Source organism: Cellulomonas avistercoris (assembly GCF_014836445.1).
Classification (GTDB): domain Bacteria; phylum Actinomycetota; class Actinomycetes; order Actinomycetales; family Cellulomonadaceae; genus Cellulomonas; species Cellulomonas avistercoris.
Genome location: NZ_JACSQV010000004.1, coordinates 153,782 through 174,016 on the forward strand (window position 1 = coordinate 153,782; position 20,235 = coordinate 174,016).

The 20,235-nt window shown below is 76.3% G+C and carries 18 protein-coding genes and 1 riboswitch; of the genes, 9 read left to right on the forward strand and 9 right to left on the reverse strand.

Annotation, left to right across the window (positions count from 1 at the left end; all coding sequences use genetic code 11):
• Positions 1-3 precede the first annotated feature (3 nt).
• Positions 4-963 (reverse strand): hypothetical protein, encoded by a 960-nt coding sequence (locus H9657_RS06525; protein WP_191781605.1) that lies wholly within the window; start codon positions 961-963, stop codon positions 4-6.
• A gap of 214 nt (positions 964-1,177) precedes the next feature.
• On the opposite strand from H9657_RS06525, the gene H9657_RS06530 reads away from it, so the two are divergent.
• Positions 1,178-2,089, forward strand: coding sequence for an alpha/beta hydrolase (locus H9657_RS06530; protein ID WP_191781607.1), 912 nt, complete (start codon positions 1,178-1,180; stop codon positions 2,087-2,089).
• A gap of 53 nt (positions 2,090-2,142) precedes the next feature.
• On the opposite strand, the gene uxaC is transcribed toward H9657_RS06530, so the two are convergent.
• A complete protein-coding gene (uxaC, locus tag H9657_RS06535) occupies positions 2,143-3,627 on the reverse strand; it encodes a glucuronate isomerase (protein ID WP_191781609.1) in 1,485 nt (494 codons plus the stop codon).
• Between the two features lie 235 nt (positions 3,628-3,862).
• Between uxaC and H9657_RS06540 the strand changes: the two genes are divergently transcribed.
• The 4 genes from H9657_RS06540 to H9657_RS06555 all read left to right on the forward strand — a co-directional run bounded on the left by H9657_RS06540 (position 3,863) and on the right by H9657_RS06555 (position 7,735).
• Entirely contained in the window at positions 3,863-4,846 is a 984-nt protein-coding gene (locus H9657_RS06540; RefSeq protein ID WP_191781611.1) for a LacI family DNA-binding transcriptional regulator, read from the forward strand.
• The gene (locus H9657_RS06545) at positions 4,846-6,354 is read left to right on the forward strand and encodes a mannitol dehydrogenase family protein (protein ID WP_191781613.1); all 1,509 of its coding nucleotides are present in this window, start codon (positions 4,846-4,848) and stop codon (positions 6,352-6,354) included. Before H9657_RS06540 ends, H9657_RS06545 begins: the two co-directional genes overlap by 1 nt.
• Before the next feature lie 112 nt (positions 6,355-6,466).
• Positions 6,467-7,012 carry a septum formation family protein gene (locus H9657_RS06550; RefSeq protein WP_191781615.1) on the forward strand — a complete coding sequence of 182 codons (546 nt, stop codon included), beginning with the start codon at positions 6,467-6,469 and terminating at the stop codon, positions 7,010-7,012.
• Between the two features lie 177 nt (positions 7,013-7,189).
• On the forward strand, positions 7,190-7,735 hold the full coding sequence (locus H9657_RS06555; protein WP_191781617.1) for a septum formation family protein: 546 nt from the start codon (positions 7,190-7,192) through the stop codon (positions 7,733-7,735).
• Here the strand turns inward: H9657_RS06555 and H9657_RS06560 are convergent.
• From H9657_RS06560 to H9657_RS06580, 5 genes are all read right to left on the reverse strand, one after another.
• Positions 7,704-8,543 (reverse strand): ABC transporter ATP-binding protein, encoded by an 840-nt coding sequence (locus H9657_RS06560; RefSeq protein WP_191781620.1) that lies wholly within the window; start codon positions 8,541-8,543, stop codon positions 7,704-7,706. The genes H9657_RS06555 and H9657_RS06560 overlap by 32 nt on opposite strands.
• On the reverse strand, positions 8,536-9,306 hold the full coding sequence (locus H9657_RS06565; protein WP_318241340.1) for an ABC transporter permease: 771 nt from the start codon (positions 9,304-9,306) through the stop codon (positions 8,536-8,538). The genes H9657_RS06560 and H9657_RS06565 overlap by 8 nt, the downstream gene beginning before the upstream one ends.
• Positions 9,303-10,352: an ABC transporter substrate-binding protein gene (locus H9657_RS06570; protein WP_191781622.1), complete on the reverse strand. Its 1,050-nt coding sequence runs from the start codon at positions 10,350-10,352 to the stop codon at positions 9,303-9,305. Before H9657_RS06570 ends, H9657_RS06565 begins: the two co-directional genes overlap by 4 nt.
• 186 nt (positions 10,353-10,538) lie before the next feature.
• Positions 10,539-10,632: riboswitch (TPP riboswitch) on the reverse strand.
• A gap of 173 nt (positions 10,633-10,805) precedes the next feature.
• Positions 10,806-12,644, reverse strand: coding sequence for an amidase family protein (locus tag H9657_RS06575; protein ID WP_318241342.1), 1,839 nt, complete (start codon positions 12,642-12,644; stop codon positions 10,806-10,808).
• Positions 12,645-12,691: 47 nt separating this feature from the next.
• On the reverse strand, positions 12,692-13,444 hold the full coding sequence (locus H9657_RS06580) for a cohesin domain-containing protein (RefSeq protein WP_191781626.1): 753 nt from the start codon (positions 13,442-13,444) through the stop codon (positions 12,692-12,694).
• Between the two features lie 228 nt (positions 13,445-13,672).
• Here H9657_RS06580 and H9657_RS06585 point away from each other — a divergent pair, with 228 nt between their 5' ends.
• A complete protein-coding gene (locus H9657_RS06585) occupies positions 13,673-14,710 on the forward strand; it encodes an AEC family transporter (protein ID WP_318241343.1) in 1,038 nt (345 codons plus the stop codon).
• A gap of 84 nt (positions 14,711-14,794) precedes the next feature.
• Here H9657_RS06585 and H9657_RS06590 read toward each other — a convergent pair whose 3' ends face one another.
• Entirely contained in the window at positions 14,795-15,379 is a 585-nt protein-coding gene (locus H9657_RS06590; protein ID WP_191781630.1) for a helix-turn-helix domain-containing protein, read from the reverse strand.
• A gap of 64 nt (positions 15,380-15,443) precedes the next feature.
• Between H9657_RS06590 and H9657_RS06595 the strand changes: the two genes are divergently transcribed.
• A complete protein-coding gene (locus tag H9657_RS06595) occupies positions 15,444-16,403 on the forward strand; it encodes an NAD(P)/FAD-dependent oxidoreductase (RefSeq protein ID WP_225214777.1) in 960 nt (319 codons plus the stop codon).
• Positions 16,404-16,462: 59 nt separating this feature from the next.
• Positions 16,463-17,083 (forward strand): class I SAM-dependent methyltransferase, encoded by a 621-nt coding sequence (locus H9657_RS06600; RefSeq protein ID WP_318241344.1) that lies wholly within the window; start codon positions 16,463-16,465, stop codon positions 17,081-17,083.
• Positions 17,084-17,153: 70 nt separating this feature from the next.
• Here H9657_RS06600 and H9657_RS06605 read toward each other — a convergent pair whose 3' ends face one another.
• Complete coding sequence (locus H9657_RS06605; protein WP_191781632.1) at positions 17,154-19,115, reverse strand: beta-galactosidase; 1,962 nt, start codon at positions 19,113-19,115, stop codon at positions 17,154-17,156.
• Positions 19,116-19,349: 234 nt separating this feature from the next.
• Between H9657_RS06605 and H9657_RS06610 the strand changes: the two genes are divergently transcribed.
• On the forward strand, positions 19,350-20,129 hold the full coding sequence (locus H9657_RS06610; RefSeq protein ID WP_191781634.1) for an ATP-binding cassette domain-containing protein: 780 nt from the start codon (positions 19,350-19,352) through the stop codon (positions 20,127-20,129).
• The last annotated feature ends 106 nt before the right edge of the window (positions 20,130-20,235 follow it).

Sequence of the window (20,235 nt, forward strand, 5' to 3'; positions counted from 1 at the left end):
CGGTCAGCCCGTGCGCGCGTCGGTCGCCAGGCCGCAGGCGGTGCGCACGTAGTCGTACAGCGCACCGCGCAGCGCGTCCGACGCCGCGACGTAGAACAGGGGCTGCTCGACGTCGTCGACGACCGTCCGCACGCCGAGCACGGTGCCCCGCTTGTCCTCGGCGATCGCGTGCAGGTCGCAGCGGGCCGGCACGGTGGAGAGCACCAGCCGTCCGTCGACCGGCGGTGCCGCCGAGTCGACGTCCACCACCCACTGCCCCGTCGAGCCCAGCGGCCGCAGCAGCGTCGTGGACTGCACCGACACGATCCGCACGCGGGGACCGCCCGGCACGGGCTCGACGAGCAGCGTCACGTCCGCCACCGGGGCGCCGTCGACGTCCCGCACGGCGAGCCCGTCCGCGACCGTCACACGTAGACCGGCCGCGGCGGCCACGGCCGCGCAGTCCTCGCCGTGGATGCGCCGCAGGTCGTCGGTCTCGTCCGTGGGGGTCACGGTGACGGTGCCGGTGCGACCGTCGGCGGTCGTCACGTCGAGCTCGACGCGCGCCTCCGGGTCGTCACCGGCCGCGGGACCGCACGCGGTCGCACCGAGCGGCACCCGCACGCGCCGCATGCTGCCCGCGTCGACGTCGCGGCCGGCCGCGGTCTCCCCCGACACGAACGCGCTGGTCAGGCGAGCGCGCGTGATGCTGACGTCGACGGGACCCGTGTTGCGGACCTGCAGCTCCACGAGCCGTGCCACGCGGTCGCTCCGGGCCTGCGCGACCTCGACGTCGAACGTGACGGACGCCGGCAGCGGACCGCGCGAGGGCGCCGACGGGTTCTCGACGCCCGACTCGGCTGTCGGCCCGACGGTCGCCGGCGAGGCGTCCCCGACGCCGCACGCCGCGAGCGCCAGCACCCCGACGACGACCAGCCCGACCACGGGGCCGCCGACCCCGGACGCGCGCCTGTCACCGGCCATGCCCGAGCGTCGCACGTCAGGCGTGCCTGCGGGACCCCCCTGCGCGAGAGAGCAGTCCCGTCACCCGTGGGCGCGCGAGAGAGCAGTCCCGTCACCGCACCCCGACGGATCCGGTCAGCTCGCCGCGCGCGCGGCCGACCCCGTCACCCGGACGGGTGCGCGCGGGCACGTCGCCCCACGGGCTCCGGGCCCGGATGTGCGAGCATCGGCGACCATGTCGATCCACCCGCTGCTCGCCGACCTGCTGCGCACCGTGACGGACTGGGACTCCTGGGCCGCAGGCACCGCGACGCTGTCCGCCGGGTACGAGCTGCCCGACGTCCACGTCGAGGACCTCGCGGTCGACGGGCCGCACGGGCCCGTCGCGGTGCGGCTGTACCGGCCGGCCGCCCGCCCGGCGTCGGGGGCCGGGCTGGTGTGGGCGCACGGCGGCGGCTTCGCGTACGGCGACCTGGACATGTGCGAGGCGCACGTGGTGTCCGCGGAGCTCGCGGCACGGCACGGCATCGTCGTCGCGTCGGTCGGCTACCGGCTCGCGACGCCCGGCGCGGGCTACCCGATCCCGCTCGACGACGTCCACGCGGCGTGGACCTGGTTCGTCCGCGAGGCGCCGGCGCTCGGCGTGACGCGGCTGGGGCTCGGCGGTGCGTCGGCGGGCGCGGCCCTCACCGGAGGCGTCGCCGTGCGCGTGCGCGACCGCGGCACGCGCGCACCGGACGCGCTGCTCCTGGCCTACCCCGGCATGCACTTCCCGTCCCCCGCGCTGCCCGACGAGCAGGTCGACGACCTGCGCCGGCTGCCGCGCGGCATCCGGTTCCTGCCCTCGCCGATGCTCGACATGACGCGCACGTACCTGGGCCGCCTGTCCGGGTTCCCGGCGGAGGCGATGGCGGGCAACGGGGACGTCGCAGGACTGCCGCCGACGTCGGTGGTGGTGAGCGAGGTCGACGACCTGCGGCCGTCGGGCGAGATGTTCCTGCTCCAGCTGCAGGATGCGGGCGTCCCCACGCGCGCGATGGTCGCCGCGGGCATGCTGCACGGGCACCTCGACATCCCGCCCGTGCCGGACCTGCCGGCGATCGGCGAGTCGATCGACTTCCTCGCCCACGCCCTCGTCACGGACTGACCGCCCGCGCCCACAGGGGTGACGGGATTGCTCTCTCGCGGGGAGGGGGGCGGTCAGGCCCGGGGGGCGGCGACGGGCTGGGGGGCGGGGGCGGGGGCCGCCTCGCGGCGGGCGTACGCGCTGCGCGGCAGGCCGTAGGCGAGGTCGACGGCGGTCTCGAGCGCCTCGTCGAGGTCGAGGCGGTGCTCGACGACGAGCCGTGCGAGGAAGCCCGCGTCGATGCGACGCGACAGGTCGTGCCGGGCGGGGATGGACAGGAACGCCCGGGTGTCGTCGACGAAGCCGGTGGTGTTGGCGAACCCGGCCGTGTCGGTGACCGCCTCCCGGAACCGGCGCATGCCGTCGGGCGTGTCGAGGAACCACCAGGGCGCCCCCAGGCGCAGCGCCGGGTACACGCCCGCCAGCGGCGCGAGCTCGCGGCTGAACGTGTCCTCGTCGAGGGTGAACACCACGAGGCGCAGGCCCGGGTGGTGCCCGAAGGCCGTCAGGAGCGGGCGCAGCGCGTGGACGTACTCGGTCGCGACGGGGATGTCGTAGCCGACGTCGTGCCCGCGGGACGCCATGACGTGCGGGTCGTGGTCGCGCAGCGCACCGGGGTGCAGCTGCATGACCAGACCGTCCTGGGTCGACATGCGCGCCATCTCGAACAGCATGTGGGCGGAGAAGGCCCGCGCCGCCGCCGGGTCCACGTCGCCGCGCAGCGCCGAGGCGAAGACGGCCGACGCGTCGGTCTCGGACATCGGCGTGGTGTCGGCCAGGACGTGGCCGTGGTCGGTCGCGCGCGCGCCCGCCTCGACGAACGCCCAGCGGCGCGCCTCGAGGGCCCGCAGGAAGTCCCGGTACGACCCGACGGGGATCCCGGCCCGCTCCCCCAGCAGCGCCACGTCGTCGGCCCAGCCCGCGCGGTCGACGTGCAGCACCGCGTCGGGCCGGAAGGTCGGCACGATGCGCTCGCCCCAGCCGCGGGCGGCGAGGTCGGCGTGGTCGGCCAGGTCCGCCGACGCCGGGTCGGTGGTCGCGATGATCTCGATGCCGAACCGGTCGAGCAGGGCCAGCGGGCGGAACCCCGGCTCGCGCAGGCGCTCGGCGATCGTGTCGTAGGCGGCGTCCGCGGTGGCCGCCGAGAGCCGCTCGGTCACGCCGAGCACGTCGACCAGCACGTGCTCCATCCAGAAGCGCGTCGGCGTCCCGCGGAAGAGGTGCCAGTGGGCGGCGAACGTCCGCCAGATCTCGCGCGGGTCGGTCTCGACCGGCCCGCCGTCGCGTCGCGGCAGGCCCAGCGCGTCGTGCGGGACGCCCTGCGAGACGAGCATGCGCACGAGGTAGTGGTCGGGCACGACGAGCAGCGAGGCGGGGTCGCCGAAGGCCTCGTCGCGCGCCAGGACGCCCGCGTCGACGTGGCCGTGCATCGAGACGATCGGCAGGTGCGCCGTCGCCTCGAGGATCTGCCGGGCGACCGGTCGGGTCACGGGATCGGCCGGCAGGGCGCGGTCGGGGTGCAGCGCCCAGCCGGGAGCAGCGGCTGCGGGGTCGGGCATGGGGATCCTCCAGCGCCGGGCCGCGGCAGCGCGGCGGGGCGCTGCGGCGGTGCGGACGACGGGGGTCGCCCACCTCGGTGAATACGTTTGCAGGGCGACCCTGCCACCCGTCCGGCACAGACGCAAGGACGATCAGTCCCTGTTGCCCGCGCCCCGCCAAGCGTGATGAAATCGCTTTCATCTCATGTCCGCCCGCGCCCTCCGGCGTGCGGCACCCGACGCGACAGGAGCACCCATGGCCGTCACGCTGCGCGACGTCGCACGTGCCGCCGGCGTCTCCGCCGCGACCGCCTCGCGCGCGCTGTCCGCGCCCGACCTCGTCGCCCCCGAGCGCCGTGAGCTCGTGCGCCGCGTGGCCCGCGAGCTCGGCTACCGGCCCAACCGCGCGGCACGCGAGCTCATCACCGGCCGCAGCGGCTACCTCTGCCTGCTCGTCCCGGACCTGGAGAACCCTTTCTTCGCGGCCGTGGCCAAGGCCGTGCAGTCGCGCGCCCGCGCGTCCGGCCACGCGGTCGTCATCGCGGACGCGGAGGAGGACCCGCGGCTCGAGGCCGAGCTCGTCGCGCAGCTCGGCGCGCAGGCCGACGGCGTCCTGCTGTGCTCACCCCGCATGTCGGACGACGACCTCATGACGGTGGCCGCCGGCGCCCGGCCCGTGCTGCTGGTCAACCGCGAGGGCGCCGGGCTGCCCTCGGTCGTCGTCGACAACCGCGACGGCGTGCGGCAGGCCGTGCGGCACCTGCACGCGCTCGGCCACCGCCGGGTCGCGTACGCCGGCGGTCCCGCCGGGTCGTGGTCCGACGCCCGCCGTCGCGACGGGCTCCAGGCGCTCGGGCCCGACGTCGAGGTGGTCGACCTCGGGGCGCACCCGCCGGCGTTCGCGGGCGGAGTCGCCGCCGCCGACCTCGTGCTCGCGAGCGGTGCCACGGCCGTGCTGGCGCACAACGACCTCATGGCGCTCGGCCTCGTCGACCGGCTGCGCGCCCGGGGTGTGCGGGTCCCCGACGACGTGTCGGTGGTCGGGTTCGACGACGTCCCCGTCGCGACCCTCGTCACCCCCGCGCTCACGACGGTCGCGATGCCCCTGGCACGCCTGGGCCGCACCGCCGTCGACCTGCTCCTCGGCCCGCGCGAGCCCGCGGCCCCGACCACCGTCCTGCCCGTCGAGCTCGTGGTGCGCGGCACCACCGCACCACCCCCCGACACCTCGGAGCCCTGATGACCCTGCCCCGCCTGTCCGCCGCCACCTGGGCGGACCGCGTCGCCCGCGGCCTGCCCGACGAGGTCCGGGGGCCCGCCGTCGACCCCGCCGCGATGACGATCGGCCAGGTGCACCTCGGCATCGGCGCCTTCCACCGCGCCCACCAGGCCGTGTGCGCCGAGGACGCGGCCGCCGCGACCGGCGAGACCGGGTGGGGGCTGCTCGGCGTCACGCAGCGCAGCGCGCGCGTCGCCGACCAGCTGGGCCCGCAGGACGGCCTGTACGGCGTGCTGACGACCGGTGCGGACGCCACGTCGCTGCGGGTGGTCGGCGCCGTGCGCGGCGTCGCCTTCCCGGGCCGTGACACACCCCTCGTGCTGGACACCGTCGCGGCGCCGACGACGCACGTCGTGACCCTGACGGTCACCGAGAAGGGCTACCGGCGCGCGGCCGACGGCCGGCTCGACACCGCGGCGCACGACGTGGCCGCCGACCTGGCCTCCGCGGCGGTCGAGCTCCGTCGCGACGACGAGGCGGCGACGCTGACCCCCATCGGGTTGCTCGTGCGCGGGCTCGTCCGGCGGCACCGCACGTCGCGCGCGCCCCTGACCGTCGTGAGCTGCGACAACCTCGCCGACAACGGTGCCGTGCTCGCGGGCCTGGTCACCGAGGCCCTGTCCGCCGTGCCCGGGTCGGACGACGTCGCCGGGTGGGTCGCCTCCTCGGTGCGGTTCCCCTCCAGCATGGTCGACCGGATCGTGCCCGCGACGAGCGCTGCCCACCGCGCCGAGGCCGAGGCGCTGCTGGGGCTGCACGACGAGGGCCTCGTCGCGGGCGAGCCGTACTTCCAGTGGGTCGTCGAGGACACCTTCGCCGGCCCGCGGCCCGCCTGGGAGCGCGCCGGTGCGACGTTCACCCACGACGTCGCGCCCTTCGAGCGGGCCAAGCTGCGCATCCTCAACGCGGCGCACTCGACGCTGGCGTACCACGGGGCGCTGCGCGGGTACGCGACCATCGCCGAGGCCGTCGCGGACCCGGACCTGGAGGCGCTCGTCCGTGCGCTCGTCGACGAGGACGTGCTGCCGACGCTGGTCGCACCCGACGGCCTGGACCTGGCGGCCTACCGCGACGAGGTGCTGCACCGCTTCGCCAACCCCCGCACCGGGCACACGACCCTGCAGGTCGCGATGGACGGGTCCCAGAAGCTGCCCGTGCGGCTGCTGGGGACCGTCGCCGACCGGCTCGCGGCCGGTGCCGTGCCGCACGCGGCGGCGCGCGCGGTGGCGGGCTGGGTGGCCTACCTGCGCGCGACGGCGACCGGCGAGCTGGTCGTGGCCGGCCGCCGCGTGACGCTCGACGACCCGCTGGCCGCCCTCCTGGCCGACGCGGTGACCGGCCCCGACCCCGCCGACCGGGTCCTCGCGCTGCGCGAGGTCTTCCCCGAGCAGGTCGCGGCGTCGACCACGTTCCGCGACGCGGTGCGCGCGGAGCTGCGCGACCTGACCCCGGCAGCGGCCGTGCGCTGACGAGCCGCGGCGGCTCCGCGCGTCCGCGACACAGCCCGCATCCAGGAACCTCGCTGAAAAGGGGCCGAAAACGGGGCACACCGGACCCCCGGTTGCTGGTTCACTACTCGCCGTGACCACGCGAACCCTCCGCTTCCTGACCGCCCCCGTCCTCGCCGTCGCGCTCGCGGCCGCCCTGACGGGCTGCGGCGTCCTCGACTCCGTCCTCGGTGACGACCCCGCACCCGCGCAGCGTGACGAGCCGGGCGGCGAGATCACCGCGTCGGCCGAGGCCGACGTCTTCTCGCTGCAGCTCGGCGACTGCTTCGACTACGCCGCCGTCGCCGAGGCGACCGAGGTCTCCTCGGTGTCGACCCTGCCCTGCGGCGACCCGCACGACGCGGAGATCTACGCCGAGACCACCCTCACCGAGGAGCAGTTCCAGGCCGACCTGGCCCTGACGAACGCCGGGGACACCGAGACCCCGACGGTCGCCGACCAGTTCTGCTACGACGCCTTCGCGGGCTTCGTCGGCAAGGCCTACGAGGAGTCCGCGCTCGACTACACCCTCTTCTCGCCGTCCGAGGCGGGCTGGGAGCAGGGCGACGACGTCGTCCAGTGCATCGTCCTGCACCCGGACGGCGGGTTCACGGGGTCGATGCGCGACTCCACGCTCTGACCTCGGCGGCCGCCGCCGCCGACCACCCGCGTCACCCTGCCCGACGGCGTCGCGCGTCCGCGCGCCGGTCACCTCCGGGCAGGGTGACGCACCGCACAGCCGGTTCCCAGGTCTTCATCCCGTCCCGCACCCCCGATCGGTCGGGGACGCGTGCGCGGCGCTGGTTCACTACTCGCCGTGAACACGCGATCCTCCCGCTTCCTGACCGCCCCCGTCCTGGCCGTCACCCTCGCCGCCGCCCTCACGGGCTGCGGCGCGCTCGACTCCGTCCTGGGCGACGGCGCCGCGCCCGCGCAGCGCGACGAGCCGGGCGGCGAGATCACCGCGTCGGCCGAGGCCGACGTCTTCTCGCTGCAGCTCGGCGACTGCTTCGACTACGCCGCCCTGTCCGAGGCGACGTCGATCTCGTCGGTGTCGACCATCCCGTGCGGCGACCCGCACGACGCGGAGATCTACGCCGAGACCACCCTCACCGAGGAGCAGTTCCGGTCCGACCTGGCCCTGACGGAGGCCGGCGACACCACGAGCCCGACCGTCGCCGAGCAGTTCTGCTACGACGCCTTCGCGGGCTTCGTCGGCACGTCCTACGAGGAGTCGCTGCTCGACTACACGCTCTTCTCCCCCTCCGAGGAGGGCTGGGAGCAGGGTGACGACGTCGTCCAGTGCATCCTCCTGCACCCCGACGCCGACTTCACGGGGTCGATGCGCGACTCCGTCCTCTGACGCCGGACGTCCCCCGGCCGCTTTCCGGCGCGCCGGGGGTGTCCTGGCCGTCGAGCACACCCAGACCCGCCAGCACCTCGTGCTCGACGCGCCGGGCCCCGGCGCCGAGGGCCGCCGGGTGCCGCGGGTGCGGGTCGTCCACGACGTGACGGACGGCGACGTGCGCGGGCCGGTCCGACAGCCGCACGACCTCGTCCGCGAGCGTCACGGCCTCGCGCACGTCGTGCGTCACCATGACGACGGTCCAGCGGTGCGCTGCCCACGTCGCGGCGAGCCACCGCTGCAGGTGCAGCCGGGTGAGGGCGTCGAGCGCACCGAACGGCTCGTCCAGCAGCAGGAGATCACGGCCCTGCACGACCGTGCGGGCCAGCGCGGCCCGCTGACGCAGCCCTCCGGACAGCTCCGAGGGGCGCGCGTCGGCGTGGTCGGCGAGGCCGAACCCGCTCAACAGGTCCCGCACGCGCGCCCGGGCCTCGCGGCGGCGCAGCCCCTGCACCTGGAGCCCGAGGGCGACGTTGTCGACGACCGTGCGCCACTCCAGCAGCAGGTCGTCCTGGGCCATCCACGCGGCGTGGCCCGTCGTGCCCGTGACGTCGCGCCCGTCGAGCAGCACCCGCCCGCGGTCGGGGCGCCGCAGCCCCGCGACGACGCCCAGCAGCGTGCTCTTGCCACACCCGGACGGGCCGACGACGCACGTGAAGGAGCCGCGCGGGACGTGCAGGTCGACGCCCGCCAGGACGGGCCGCGGCCCGCCGGGCGCGGGCAGCGCGAGGTGCACGTCGCGGACCTGCAGCAGCGCGTCACGCACGACGCACCCGCCGCGGCCGCGCCCACGGCACGACGAGGCGCTCGACGCCGCACGTCAGCGCGTACAGCGCGAGCGTGAGCGCGGCGCACACCCCGACCGCGGCGAGCACGAGGTCCGTCCGGAACGCCGCGCGCTGCATCGTCATGTACGTCCCCAGGCCCTGCACGGCGCCCGCGTACTCCGCGACGACGGCGCCGACCACCGCGTACGTCACGGCGATGCGCAGGGCCGTGAAGAAGCGCGGCATCGCGGCGGGCAGGCGCACGTGCACGAACTCCTGCCGGCGGCTCGCACCCATCGTCGCCAGCAGCGCCGAGGCGCCGGGGCCCGCCGCGGCGAACCCCTCGACGAGGCCCAGCGCGACGGGGAAGAAGGTCACGAGCGTCACGACGAGGACCTTGGGGGCCAAGCCGAACCCGAACCACAGCACGAGCAGCGGCGCGACGACGAGCACGGGGACGGTCTGCGACGCGACGAGCAGCGGCACGACCCCCGCGCGCAGGCGCGGGAGCCGGTCGAGCGTCACGGCGAGCGCTCCCGCGACCGCCACCGAGACCGCGAACCCCACGAGCGTCACCGTGAGCGTCGCGCCCGCGTGCCCCGCCAGGGCCTCGCGGTGGGTCCACGCCTGCTGCGCGACCCGCGCCGGCGACGGCAGCAGCCGGGGTGCCACGCCGCCCGTCGCGACGACGACCTGCCACGCGGCCAGCAGCGCGAGGACGCCCAGGCCCACCGGGACCAGCCGCCCGGGCGTGCCTGTCACGACGCACCGCCGAGGTCCACGTGGTACGTCGCCCAGTCCGGGCGGCGCGTCAGCGGCTCACCGTCCGGGCCGCTGAGCAGCCCCTGGTCGAACAGGAAGTCGCCGTACCCGGCGAGCTGCGCGGTGTCGATGCCGCCGACCGTGCCGTCGTCGGCCCGCATGTAGTCGCGCGCGAGCAGGCGCTGGCTCACCACGACCATGCCCGGATCGGTGAACGCGTCGGGGTGCGCGGCGACGAGGATCTCCGCGGCCTCGTCGGGGTGGTCCGCCGCGTAGGCGTAGCCCCGGCGCAGCGCGTCGACGAACGCGGCCGCGGCCTGCGGCTCCTCGGCCACCCAGGACCGCCGGGCGTCGACCAGCACGGCGTACGCGTCGGGGAACCCGTAGTCGGTGTACCGGAAGTACCGCAGCGGCGTGCCGAGCCGCTGCGCCTCGAGCCCCTCCCACGCGACGAACGGGATCGCGACGTCGGCCTCACCCGCATACAGCGCGGCGTACGCGCTGGTCCCCAGCGTGACCGACGTGAGGTCGCCGCGGCCGCCGTCGGCGCGGATCACCGCCTGCAGCAGCGGCACCTCCGCCGGGCCGCCGAACCCGGCGTAGACGCGCCCGTCGAGGTCGCGCGGTCGGGTGATCGTCGCGTCGTCGGCGCGCACGCCGATCGCCGACGCCCAGTGCTGCAGCGGCGCGAGCACCGCGACCACGTCGGCACCGGCCGCCTGCGCGAGGACCGAGTCGCCGTGGAAGCTGATGCCCGCCTCGGCGGCGCCGGCGTCGATCAGCGCGTCGGGCTGGACGTCGGTGTACGGCAGCACCTGGACGTCGAGGCCCGCGTCGTCGAACCAGCCCTTCGCGAGGGCCACCTCGAGGCCCGTGTGGTTGGTGTTGGGGGTCCAGTCGAGCGCGAACCGCACGACCGTGCGGTCGGCCGCGGCGGCCGTGCCGGGGCCGTCGGTGCAGGCGGCCGACGCGAGTGCGACGGCGAGGAGGGTGGCGAGGAGGGCGGCGAGGCGGGCGACGGTCGGAGCGGGACGGGAACGGGGCACGGGGGTCTCCGGGAGGGCCGAGGTGGGGTGTGCGGGCACGGCGCAGCGACGCACGGCGCTGCGACGCCCACGGGTGTGGGGACGTGCGGGTGCCGGTGCGACCGGGTGCGGGGCAGGGACGCGGCGGCGTCAGGTGGCGGCGGGCCCCCGGCGTCGGTGCGGGTGGGCGTGCAGCGGCGGACGCATGGGAGACATGCGCGACATCCCTTCGCTAGTGCGACCTAGATCAGGTTCGACGGGTGTGATCTCAGCCGCTGGTGCGGCACCCCGTGTCACGACGCGTCGACCCTAGCCACGCCCGTCGCGCACGTCGCGGGCCCGTCCGCACTGTGGTCCGCCGGCCGCCACGCCGCCACGGGCCGGCGGGCTCCGGACGCACGACGACCCCCGACCGGGTGCCCGGTCGGGGGGGGGTCGTGCCCGTGGTGCCGCGGGCGTCCCGCGGCGGCGTGCTCAGCCGAGCGGGCCGTACAGCGCGGGCGACGTGCGCGCCCGCGTGGTCTGCTCGAAGTCGTACGCGAGACCCAGGAGCGTGGCCTCGTCGAACGCGCGGCCGACGAGCTCGAGGTTGACCCCCGCGCCCGTGATCGTGGCGTCGGCCTCGGTCGCCTGCCCCATCGGCACCGTCACGGCGGGCAGGCCCGAGTTGGGGCTCAGCCGCATGTTGGTGCTGTGGGTGCCGTACGGCGTGCCGCTCGGGTACGCCATGGCGTCGAGGTCGAGGTCGTCGAGCAGCTGGGTGACGAACGCGCGCCCGTTGGCGAGCGCCCGGGTGTGCGAGCCCTGCGGACCCGCCCACGCCTCGTACCGCTCGTCCGTGACGGCGGCCCGCTGCAGATACGTGCTCCGGCGGGACGTCACGTAGTGGCCGCCCGCGAGGATGTCCTCGATCGTGCGGGCCTGCACCGCGGGCGACAGGTGCCGCTCGACGTACTCGGCGAGGTCCCGACGGAACTCGTCGGTGCTGCCGCTCGGCTCGGCGAGCACCGCGTTGAGCTCCGCGGACGACGGCACCTCGACGAGCGTGGCGCCGCGCGCCTCGAGCGCCGCACGGGCCTGCGCCCACAGCCGCACCGTCGTGCGGTTGGTGCCGATCATCGACGGCAGGTACCCGATGCGGGCCCCGTCGAGCGCGTCGGCGTCCAGCGCCGTGGTGTACGACTCCGGGACGAGCCCCGCCTGCGAGGCCGTCACCGGGTCCGCGTCGTCGACGCCCACGACGGCGTCGAGCGCGACCGCCGCGTCGAGCACCGAGCGCGTCATCGGCCCGCCGGTGTCCTGGCTGAGCGCGAGCGGGATGATCCCGTCGCGGCTCGCGAGGCCGACCGTCGGCCGCACGCCCACGAGCTGGTTGTACGACGACGGCACGCGGATCGACCCACCGGTGTCCGTGCCGAAACCGATGCCGGCGAGGTTCGCCGCGATCGCGGCCCCGGTGCCGCCGCTCGAGCCGCCCGCGCTGCGCGACGTGGCGTACGGGCTGGCGATGCGCACGGTGCCACCCACCGGCAGCCCGGCGGAGTACTCGGAGACGAACCCGTACGCGAACTCGTCGAGACCCGCCTTGGCCAGGACCACCGCGCCGGCCTCGCGCAGGCCCGCGACCATCGTCGCGTCCGTCGTCGTCCGGTTGTCCTGCCAGCAGCCGCAGCCGCCGGTGGTGGGCATGTCGAGCGTGTCGTAGTTGTCCTTCACGGCCACCGGCACGCCGAGCAGGGGACTGGTCATGCCGTGCGCGGCCCGCTCGGCGTCCGCGGCGGCGGCCGCGGCGAGCGCGACGTCGCTGACGGCGATGATCGAGCTCAGCGGGCGCCCCCCCGCCGCGGGGTCGACGAGCGTGTCGTCGTACGCCGTGATCCGGTCGAGGTAGGCCTGCGTGATCTCCACGGACGTCGTGACGCCCGCGTTCATCGCGGCCTGCATGTCCAGGACGCTCGCCTCGACGAGCTCGAACGGGCCGTCGTCGTACACCATGCGCTGGGAGACCTGGACGAGGTCGGTGAGCGTGAGCGTGCCGTCGCCGTCCACGTCGGCGACCGCGACCTGCGCCCAGCCGGCCGAGCCGGCGGTCGCACCGAGGTGCGCGGCGACGACGTCGAGGTCGGCCGTGGTGACCTGACGGTCGCCGGTGAGGTCGAGCTCGGTGAGGTACGGGACGAGGAAGGCACCGCCGGCGGCGGGTGACGGGGCGGTCGGGGCGGCGGTCGCGGGTGCCGCGACGACACCCGCCAGGGCGAGGGCGCCCGTCACCGTGACGGCGGTGACGCTGCGGCGCAGCTGCGGTCGGTCCACGGGTCGGCTCCTGCGGTTCGGGTCGGTCGGGGCGGTGCCGCGGCGGCTCATCGGGCGGCCGCCGTCCGGCGGCGCACGAGGAACGCACCGAGCGCGACCGCACCGAGCGCGACTGCCAGCAGCCCGCCGACCTGGGCACCGGTCGCGCTCAGGGCACCGGTCCGCGGGGCGGACGCCGCGGCGGCCGGCGTCGCGGACGGCGACGGCACGGGAGCGGTGGCCTCGGGCGTGGCCGCGGGCGGCGTCGGGGTCGTCGTGGGGTCGGGCGTCGTCGTGGGCGTCGGCGCGGGCGTCGGTGCGGCATCGACCACGACGGCGACGGACGTCACGTCCGCGGTGGCGACCGTGGCCCCGTCGGAGCCGACGAGCGTCAGGCCCGACAGCGTGACCGTCGCGGTGCCGCCGGCGAGCGTGCGCAGGCGCACCGTCGTGGCGACCGTGCCCGCCAGGCCCGGGGACGCGCCGAGGCGGCTGTGCCGCACCGTCACCGAGCCGGTGCCGCTCGCGACGTCGTCGAAGCCGCCGTCGGGCGCGTCGGTCACGGAGTCGAACGCGAGGAGCGCGGGGTCGAAGGTGAGCGTCGCCTCGTACGCGTACAGGTCCGCGACGTCGAGCAGGTCCAGCCGGACGTCGACCGTCGCCCCGGCCGTCAGGGACCCCGCGGGGACGCTCAGCGTGGCCTCGTCGACGGTGGGTGCGGCGGCGGCGGGGACGGCCGTCAGGAGCGTGAGACCGAGGACGGCGAGGGCGGCGTGCAGGGCACGTCGCCTCGGCCTCGACCCGGGGGTGCGGTCGCGCATGGGGCGGTGTTCCTTCCGAGCAGACGGCACGCACCGGTGGAACGGTGCGTGCCGTGAGAAGCGCCCCCTGCGCTCCCGCAGGCTCGCAGCGCGATGTTTCGCGTCCGTTGCCATCGCGTTGCCACCCGGGCGCCCGGGCGGCGCGCAGGTCACGATCACGTGGCGCGTCCGGACAACCCGGACGGACCGCCCGGCGGGACCGCCCCGCGGACGTCCCGCGGTGGCCCCGTGCGAGGATCGCGCCGTGACACCGCGCGCCCCGTCGGTCCCGGTGCGGCGGACGCGCTGATGTCCGCCGTCCTCGCCGCGCTGGGCACGATGGGCGCCGTCGTCGGGCTCGGCTGGGCGCTGGGCCGCTGGCGCGTGCTCGGCGAGCGTGCGGCGCCGGTGCTGGCGCGCGTCGTCTTCGCCGTCGCGACGCCCGCGCTCCTCGTCTCGACCGTCGCGCACGCCGACCTGCACCTGCTCGCGTCACGCACGGCCCTCGTCACGTGGGTGAGCACGACGGCGGTGGCCGTGCTGGCCGTCGTCGTCCTGCGCCTGGTGTGGCACCGGCCCGCCGCCGACGTCACGGTCGGCACGCTCGCGTCCTCGTACGTCAACGCGGGCAACATCGGCCTGCCGCTGGCCGTCTACCTGCTCGACGACCCCGTCGCGGTCGTCCCCACGCTGCTCTTCCAGCTCCTGGTCCTGGCACCCGTCGCGTTCGCCGTCCTCGACGCCCGGCCCACCCCGCCCCTGGAGCCCCGCCCCGGTGGCGCCCCGGCCCCCGCGCCGGGCGGGCGCGTCCCGCTCGCGATGCGCGTCGAGACGGTCGTGCGGCGCACGCTGAGCAACCCGATCATCCTGGCCACGCTCACCGGGCTCGTGCTCGCGGCGCTCCCGTGGTCGCTGCCCGAGGTCGCCCTGCAGCCGTTCGCACTGGTCGGCGCCGCGGCCGCACCGCTCGCGCTCATCACGTTCGGCATGTCGCTCGCGGTGCCGCGCACGACCGGCGGGGCGGCGCCGCGGCGCGACCTCGCCCTGGCCGTCGGGCTGCGGTCGGTCGTCCACCCGGTCCTGACGTGGGGCGTCGGGAACGCGCTCGGGCTGCCGGCCCCCGCGCTGCTGGCGGTCGTCGCGATGGCCGCGCTGCCGACCGCGCAGAACGTGCTGGTCTACGCGATGCGGTACCGCCACGGCGAGGCCCTCGCTCGCGACACGGGCCTGGCAACCACCATCCTGTGCGTCCCGGTGCTGCTGGTGGTCGCGGCGACGCTCGGCTGACCCCTCGAGACCGGCCTGGGTCGTCGACCCGGCGCGGGAGGACGACCCAGCGCGGTCTCGCCGTCCGGCCGTCCCACGTCGAGGTCAGGCGCTGCGGCGGGGGCGCGCGCGGACGTGCATGCGCTCGCCCTGCGGCCCGTAGAGGGCGAGCACCTCGACCGGGCTGTCGGACACGTTGCCCAGCCAGTGCGGGACGCGCGTGTCGAACTCGGCGGCCTCGCCCGCGACGAGGTCGAGCGACCTGCCCCCGAGCACCAGGCGCAGCGTGCCGCTCAGGACGTAGAGCCACTCGTAGCCCTCGTGGACCCGCGGCTCGCCGACCTCGGCCGGTGTGCGCGGCGGGTACTCGAGCCGGTACGCGTGGGGGCCCTCGCCGCGGCGGCTGAGCGGGACGTACGTGACGCCGTGGCGCACCGTCGGGTGCGGCGCGACCCGGGGGTCGTCGCCTGCCGGCACGTCGACCAGCTCGTCGATCGTCACCTCGTGGAACCGTGCGAGGGGCAGCAGCAGCTCGAGCGTCGGACGGCGCAGCGCGGACTCCAGGCGCGACAGCGTGCTGACGGAGATGCCGGTGACGCCCGCGACGTCGGCGAGCGTGGCCCCCCGGTGCTCGCGCAGCGCGCGCAGCCGCGGTCCGACCGTTCCCAGCACCTCGTCGAGGTCGTCCATGCGCCCATTTGCCACCTCGGCAACAGCACTTGTCAACTCGGAGCGGTTCCCGCACGCTCGGAGCATGCCGATCGAGACCGCCTCCCCCGTCGACGTCCTCGTGCTCGGCGGCGGTGCCGCCGGGCTCTCCGCCGCCCTGTGCCTCGGCCGCTCGCGTCGCAGCGTGCGCGTCCTGGACGCCGGCGAGCCCCGCAACGCGTCGTCGCCGCACGCCCACAACCTGCTCACCCACGACGGCACGCCGCCGGCCGAGCTCCTCGCGGCGGGCCGCGCCGAGGTCGAGCGCTACGGCGTCGAGGTCGTCACCGCGCGGGCCGTGGACGCCCGCCGCCTGCCGGGCGACGCGCCCGCGTTCGAGGTCCGCACGGCCGACGGCACGACGCACCGGTCGCGGCGCGTCGTCCTCGCCTCGGGCCTGCGCGACGAGCTGCCCGACGTCCCCGGGCTGCGCGAGCGGTGGGGCCGCGACGTCCTGCACTGCCCGTACTGCCACGGCTGGGAGGTGCGGGACCGCCGCCTCGCGGTGCTCGCCTCCGGGTCGTCGGTCGTCCACCGTGCGCTGCTGACGCGGCAGCTCAGCGACGACGTCACGGTCGTGCTGCACGACGCCGTCGACCTCGACCCCGCCGCCCGCGCCGACCTCGCGGCCCGCGGCGTGCGGGTCGTCGCCGGACGCGCCACCGGCGTGCGGGTCGAGGACGACGCCCTGACGGGCCTGACGCTCGCGGACGGCACGACGGTCGCGTGCGACGCCGTGTTCGTCGCACCGCGCGCCGCCCTCGACGACGCGCTCGTCGACGGCCTCGGCCTCGAGACGCATGCCGTCGGCTCTCCCGACGAGGACCTCGGCCGCGGCGTGGTCGTCGACGGCGCGGGCGCCGCGTCGGTCGCGGGCGTGTGGGCCGCCGGCAACGTCGCGGGGCCGCACCACGCGCTCGCGTCGAGCATCGCGGGGGGCGCGGCCGTCGGCGCGCAGGTCAACCTGTCGCTCGTCACGGCCGACCTCGCCGCCGCGCGCGCCTGACGCACCGCCCGCACCGCACCCCCGACCCGCACCCGCACCCCGCACCCGAGGAGACCCCCGTGACCGACGACATCGCGTCCGCCGACGAACTCGACCCGACCTGGTGGGAGGAGCGCTACCGGACGTCCGACCGCATGTGGAGCGGCCACGTCAACCCCTCCCTCGCGCAGGTCGCCGCGGACCTGGCACCCGGCACCGCGCTCGACGCGGGCGCCGGCGAGGGCGCCGACGCCGTCTGGCTCGCCGAGCACGGGTGGCGCGTGACGGCCGTCGACGCGTCGCAGACGGCGCTGGACCGCGGCGCCGCGCAGGCCGCCGCGCGCGGGCTCGAGGTCACGTGGGTCCAGGCCGACCTGCGGACGTGGGCGCCCGCCGAGCGGTACGACCTGGTGACGTCGCACTACCTGCACGCCGAGGGCGGACGCGGCTGGGCGTGGCTCGCCGACGCCGTCGCGCCGGGCGGCACGCTGCTCGTCGTCGGGCACGACCCGTCGGACCTCGACGGGCCGGTGCCCCGCCCGCACCTGGCACGCCTCGGCCACACGGCCGCCCAGGTGGCCGCCGACCTCGACCCGGAGCAGTGGGCGTCGCTCGACGCGCAGGTCGTCGAGCGCCCCCACCGGCACGACGGCGCCGAGATCACCGTCCGCGACGCCGTCCTCGTCGCCCGCCGCCGCTGACCGACGGAGTGTGAGGCGTTGTTGCCGGATTCCAGCGACGACGCTTCACACTCCCGCGGCCACCGGGGTGTCAGGCCGGGTCGGCGGGCAGCACGCGGGCGTCGTGCGCGGTCAGCTCGACCCGGACCCCGGCGACGTCGAGCGTCACGGGCTCGGCCCGGTGGTTCACCACGACGAGGCGGTCGCCGCGGCGCACGGCCTCGACGCCCTCGACGGGCGCGGCGAACAGCGACGCCACGTCGGCCTCGCCCAGCACGCGGTCGACCAGCGCGTCGAGCACGTCGGGCGCCGGCTGCGTCGCGACGTACCAGGCGACCCCGTCACCGTGCTCGCGCCGCGTCACGGCCGCACCGCCCGCCGCGTACCCGTCGGCGAACGTCGCGACGACCTCGGCGTCGTCCACGACCAGCACGTCCTGCCACAGGGACGCCGCACCCTCGAGCCCGCCGGTGAGCCGCAGGGCGGGTCCGGGCGTGCCGCCCGGCCCGGCCGTCGGGGCGAGCTCCTCGACCCGCACGCCGAGCGTCCCCTGCAGCGGCCCGAGGTACCCGCCCAGGTAGACCCGCAGGTCCTCGTCGACCACGGCCGACGCGTACGTGACGACCAGGTGCCCGCCCCCGCGCACGTACGCGTCCAGCGCCTCGAGGTGCGCGCGGCGCGCGACGTGCAGGACGGGCGCGACGACGAGGTCGTAGCCCACGACGTCGGCACCGGCCGGCACGACGTCGACCGTGACCCCGCGCCGCAGGAACGGCGCGTACCAGTCCAGGAACCGCTCGACGTACCCGACCCGCGTCGGCACCGCGTCCTGCTCGAGCGCCCACCACGAGTCCCAGTCCAGGACGATCGCGACGTGCGCCGTGACGCTCGTGCCGACCAGGTCCGCCAGGCCCGTCAGCTCCTCCCCCAGCGCGACGACGTCCCGGAACGCCCGCGACCCCGGCCCGGCGTGCGGCACCATCGCCGAGTGGAACCGCTCGGCGCCGGACGCCGACTGCCGCCACTGGAAGTGCAGGACGCCGTCCGCGCCGCGCGCGACCGCCTGCAGGGACTGCACCCGGTGCTGGCCGCGGGGGCGCGGCGCGTTGCGGGCACGCCAGTTCACGGCGCCGGTCGCCTGCTCCATGAGCAGCCACGGCCGGCCGCCCCCGAGCCCGCGCACGAGGTCGCGCTGCGCGGCGAGCCGCACGTACGCGGCGGGGTCGACGGGGTCCGGGTACGCGTCGTCGCTGACGACGTCGACGTACGGCGCCCAGGCCCAGTAGTCGGCCCCCTCGAAGAACCCCATGAAGTTGGTCGTGACCGGCACGTCGGGGCTGTACCGGCGGATCACGTCGACCTCCGCCCGGTGCAGCGCGAGCATGGCGTCGGAGCTGAAGCGCCGGAAGTCGAGCACCTGCGTCGGGTTGCGCGTCGCCGGCGCGGCGGACGGCACGCCGACCTCGTCGAACGACCCGTACCGCTGGGACCAGAACTCCGTGCCCCAGGCTCGGTTGAGCTCCTCGACGTCGCCGTAGCGGCGCGCGAGCCACGTGCGGAAGGCGGCGGCGCTGTGCGCGTCGTACGAGCGCGACACCTGGCAGCCGTACTCGTTGTTGACGTGCCACATCTCCAGGGCCGGGTGGTCGGCGTAGCGCGCGGCGACCTGCTCGACCAGCGCGAGGGCGTGCCGCAGGTAGTCCGGGGACGACGGCGAGTACTGCTGCCGCGACCCGAAGGCCAGACGCACACCGTCCTGCGTGACCGGCAGGGAGTCGGGGTACCGCGCGGCGAACCACGCGGGCGGTGAGGCGGTCGCGGTCGCGAGCACCACGCGGACGCCGCCGGCGTGCAGACGCCCGAGCACGTCGTCGAGCCACGCGAAGTCGTACTCCCCGGGACGCGGCTCGAGGCGCGACCACGAGAAGACGCCCACCGTGGCGGTCGTGACGTGGGCGTCGCGCATGAGGCGCACGTCCTCGTCCCAGACGTCCTGCGGCCACTGCTCCGGGTTGTAGTCGGCGCCGTAGCGGATGCGGGCGTCAGCGGGCACGGGGTCCTCCAGGGGCGCGCGACGACGCGCGGCGAGGACGGGGCCGCAGCGGCGTCGTCGCCGGGGACCCGGGGCGCCGCCTGCGGCGTCTCGGACGGTTGCCCGAGCACGCTAGCACCGGGGGGCACCGTGGATCGGACGGCGGATCGTGGGATCCGACCGGCCTGGTCGTACGTTGGGACCAGCAAGCGGCGTCGGACCGGCGCCCACGACGAGACGAGACGAGCACCACGCATGAGCAGCGCCCCCGCAGTCCTCGAGGCCACCGACGTCTGGGCGGGGTACGGCGGCCCGCCCGTGCTCGCGGGGGTCGGCCTCACGCTGCGCCCCGGCGACGCGATCGGCCTGCTCGGCCGCTCGGGCGTCGGCAAGTCGACCCTCGTGGAGATCCTCGGCGGCGGCATGCGGCCCTCCCAGGGGCACGTGACGCTCGGCGGCGTCCCCGTCGCCAAGACGCCCCGGCGCAAGCGCAAGGACGTCAAGGCGCGCCTGCGCACCGTGCACCAGAACGGCATCGCGGGCGTCGACATCCAGCGGACCGTCGAGGAGACGATCCTCGACGCGTTCAAGGAGGCCCGCAAGGCCGGCCGGACGACGAACAACGACGTCGAGGCCGCGCTCGCCGTCGTCGGCCTGCCCATCCGGTTCGTCACGCGCCGCGTCGGGACGCTGTCCGGCGGCGAGCGGCAGCGCATCGCCATCGCGCGCGCGCTCGCGACCCGGCCGGACCTCCTGCTCCTCGACGAGCCCCTGACGGCCGTCGACCAGTCGATGCGTGAGGAGATCGCCGACGACATCCGTGCGCTCGTGCGCGCCGACGGCATCGGGCTGCTCGTCGCGTCGCACGACGTGCGTCTGCTGGACCGGCTCACCGACCACGTGCTCGTGCTGGCCGAGGGGCGCATCGTCGAGTCGGGGCCGCTGCGCGAGGTCCTGCGGGCGCCGCAGCACCCCGACACCCAGGCCCTCGTCGAGGCGCTGCCGGACGTGGTCGGCGGGCAGCCGCCGCGCTGACCGGACGCCGATGGGCACCGTCACGGTCCGTGACGGTGCCCACGGCACACCCCCGGGGCGTCGGGAGGGGGTCGCCGACCCCCCGGGGAGCTCGCGGCCCGCGCTC

What these genes read in the sequence shown, in the direction of transcription:
- H9657_RS06525 (WP_191781605.1), bottom strand. Translation starts at nt 963, where the DNA reads ATGGCCGGTGACAGGCGCGCGTCCGGGGTCGGCGGCCCCGTGGTCGGG.
- H9657_RS06530 (WP_191781607.1), top strand. Translation starts at nt 1,178, where the DNA reads ATGTCGATCCACCCGCTGCTCGCCGACCTGCTGCGCACCGTGACGGAC.
- uxaC (WP_191781609.1), bottom strand. Translation starts at nt 3,627, where the DNA reads ATGCCCGACCCCGCAGCCGCTGCTCCCGGCTGGGCGCTGCACCCCGAC.
- H9657_RS06540 (WP_191781611.1), top strand. Translation starts at nt 3,863, where the DNA reads ATGGCCGTCACGCTGCGCGACGTCGCACGTGCCGCCGGCGTCTCCGCC.
- H9657_RS06545 (WP_191781613.1), top strand. Translation starts at nt 4,846, where the DNA reads ATGACCCTGCCCCGCCTGTCCGCCGCCACCTGGGCGGACCGCGTCGCC.
- H9657_RS06580 (WP_191781626.1), bottom strand. Translation starts at nt 13,444, where the DNA reads ATGCGCGACCGCACCCCCGGGTCGAGGCCGAGGCGACGTGCCCTGCAC.
- H9657_RS06590 (WP_191781630.1), bottom strand. Translation starts at nt 15,379, where the DNA reads ATGGACGACCTCGACGAGGTGCTGGGAACGGTCGGACCGCGGCTGCGC.
- H9657_RS06595 (WP_225214777.1), top strand. Translation starts at nt 15,444, where the DNA reads ATGCCGATCGAGACCGCCTCCCCCGTCGACGTCCTCGTGCTCGGCGGC.
- H9657_RS06610 (WP_191781634.1), top strand. Translation starts at nt 19,350, where the DNA reads ATGAGCAGCGCCCCCGCAGTCCTCGAGGCCACCGACGTCTGGGCGGGG.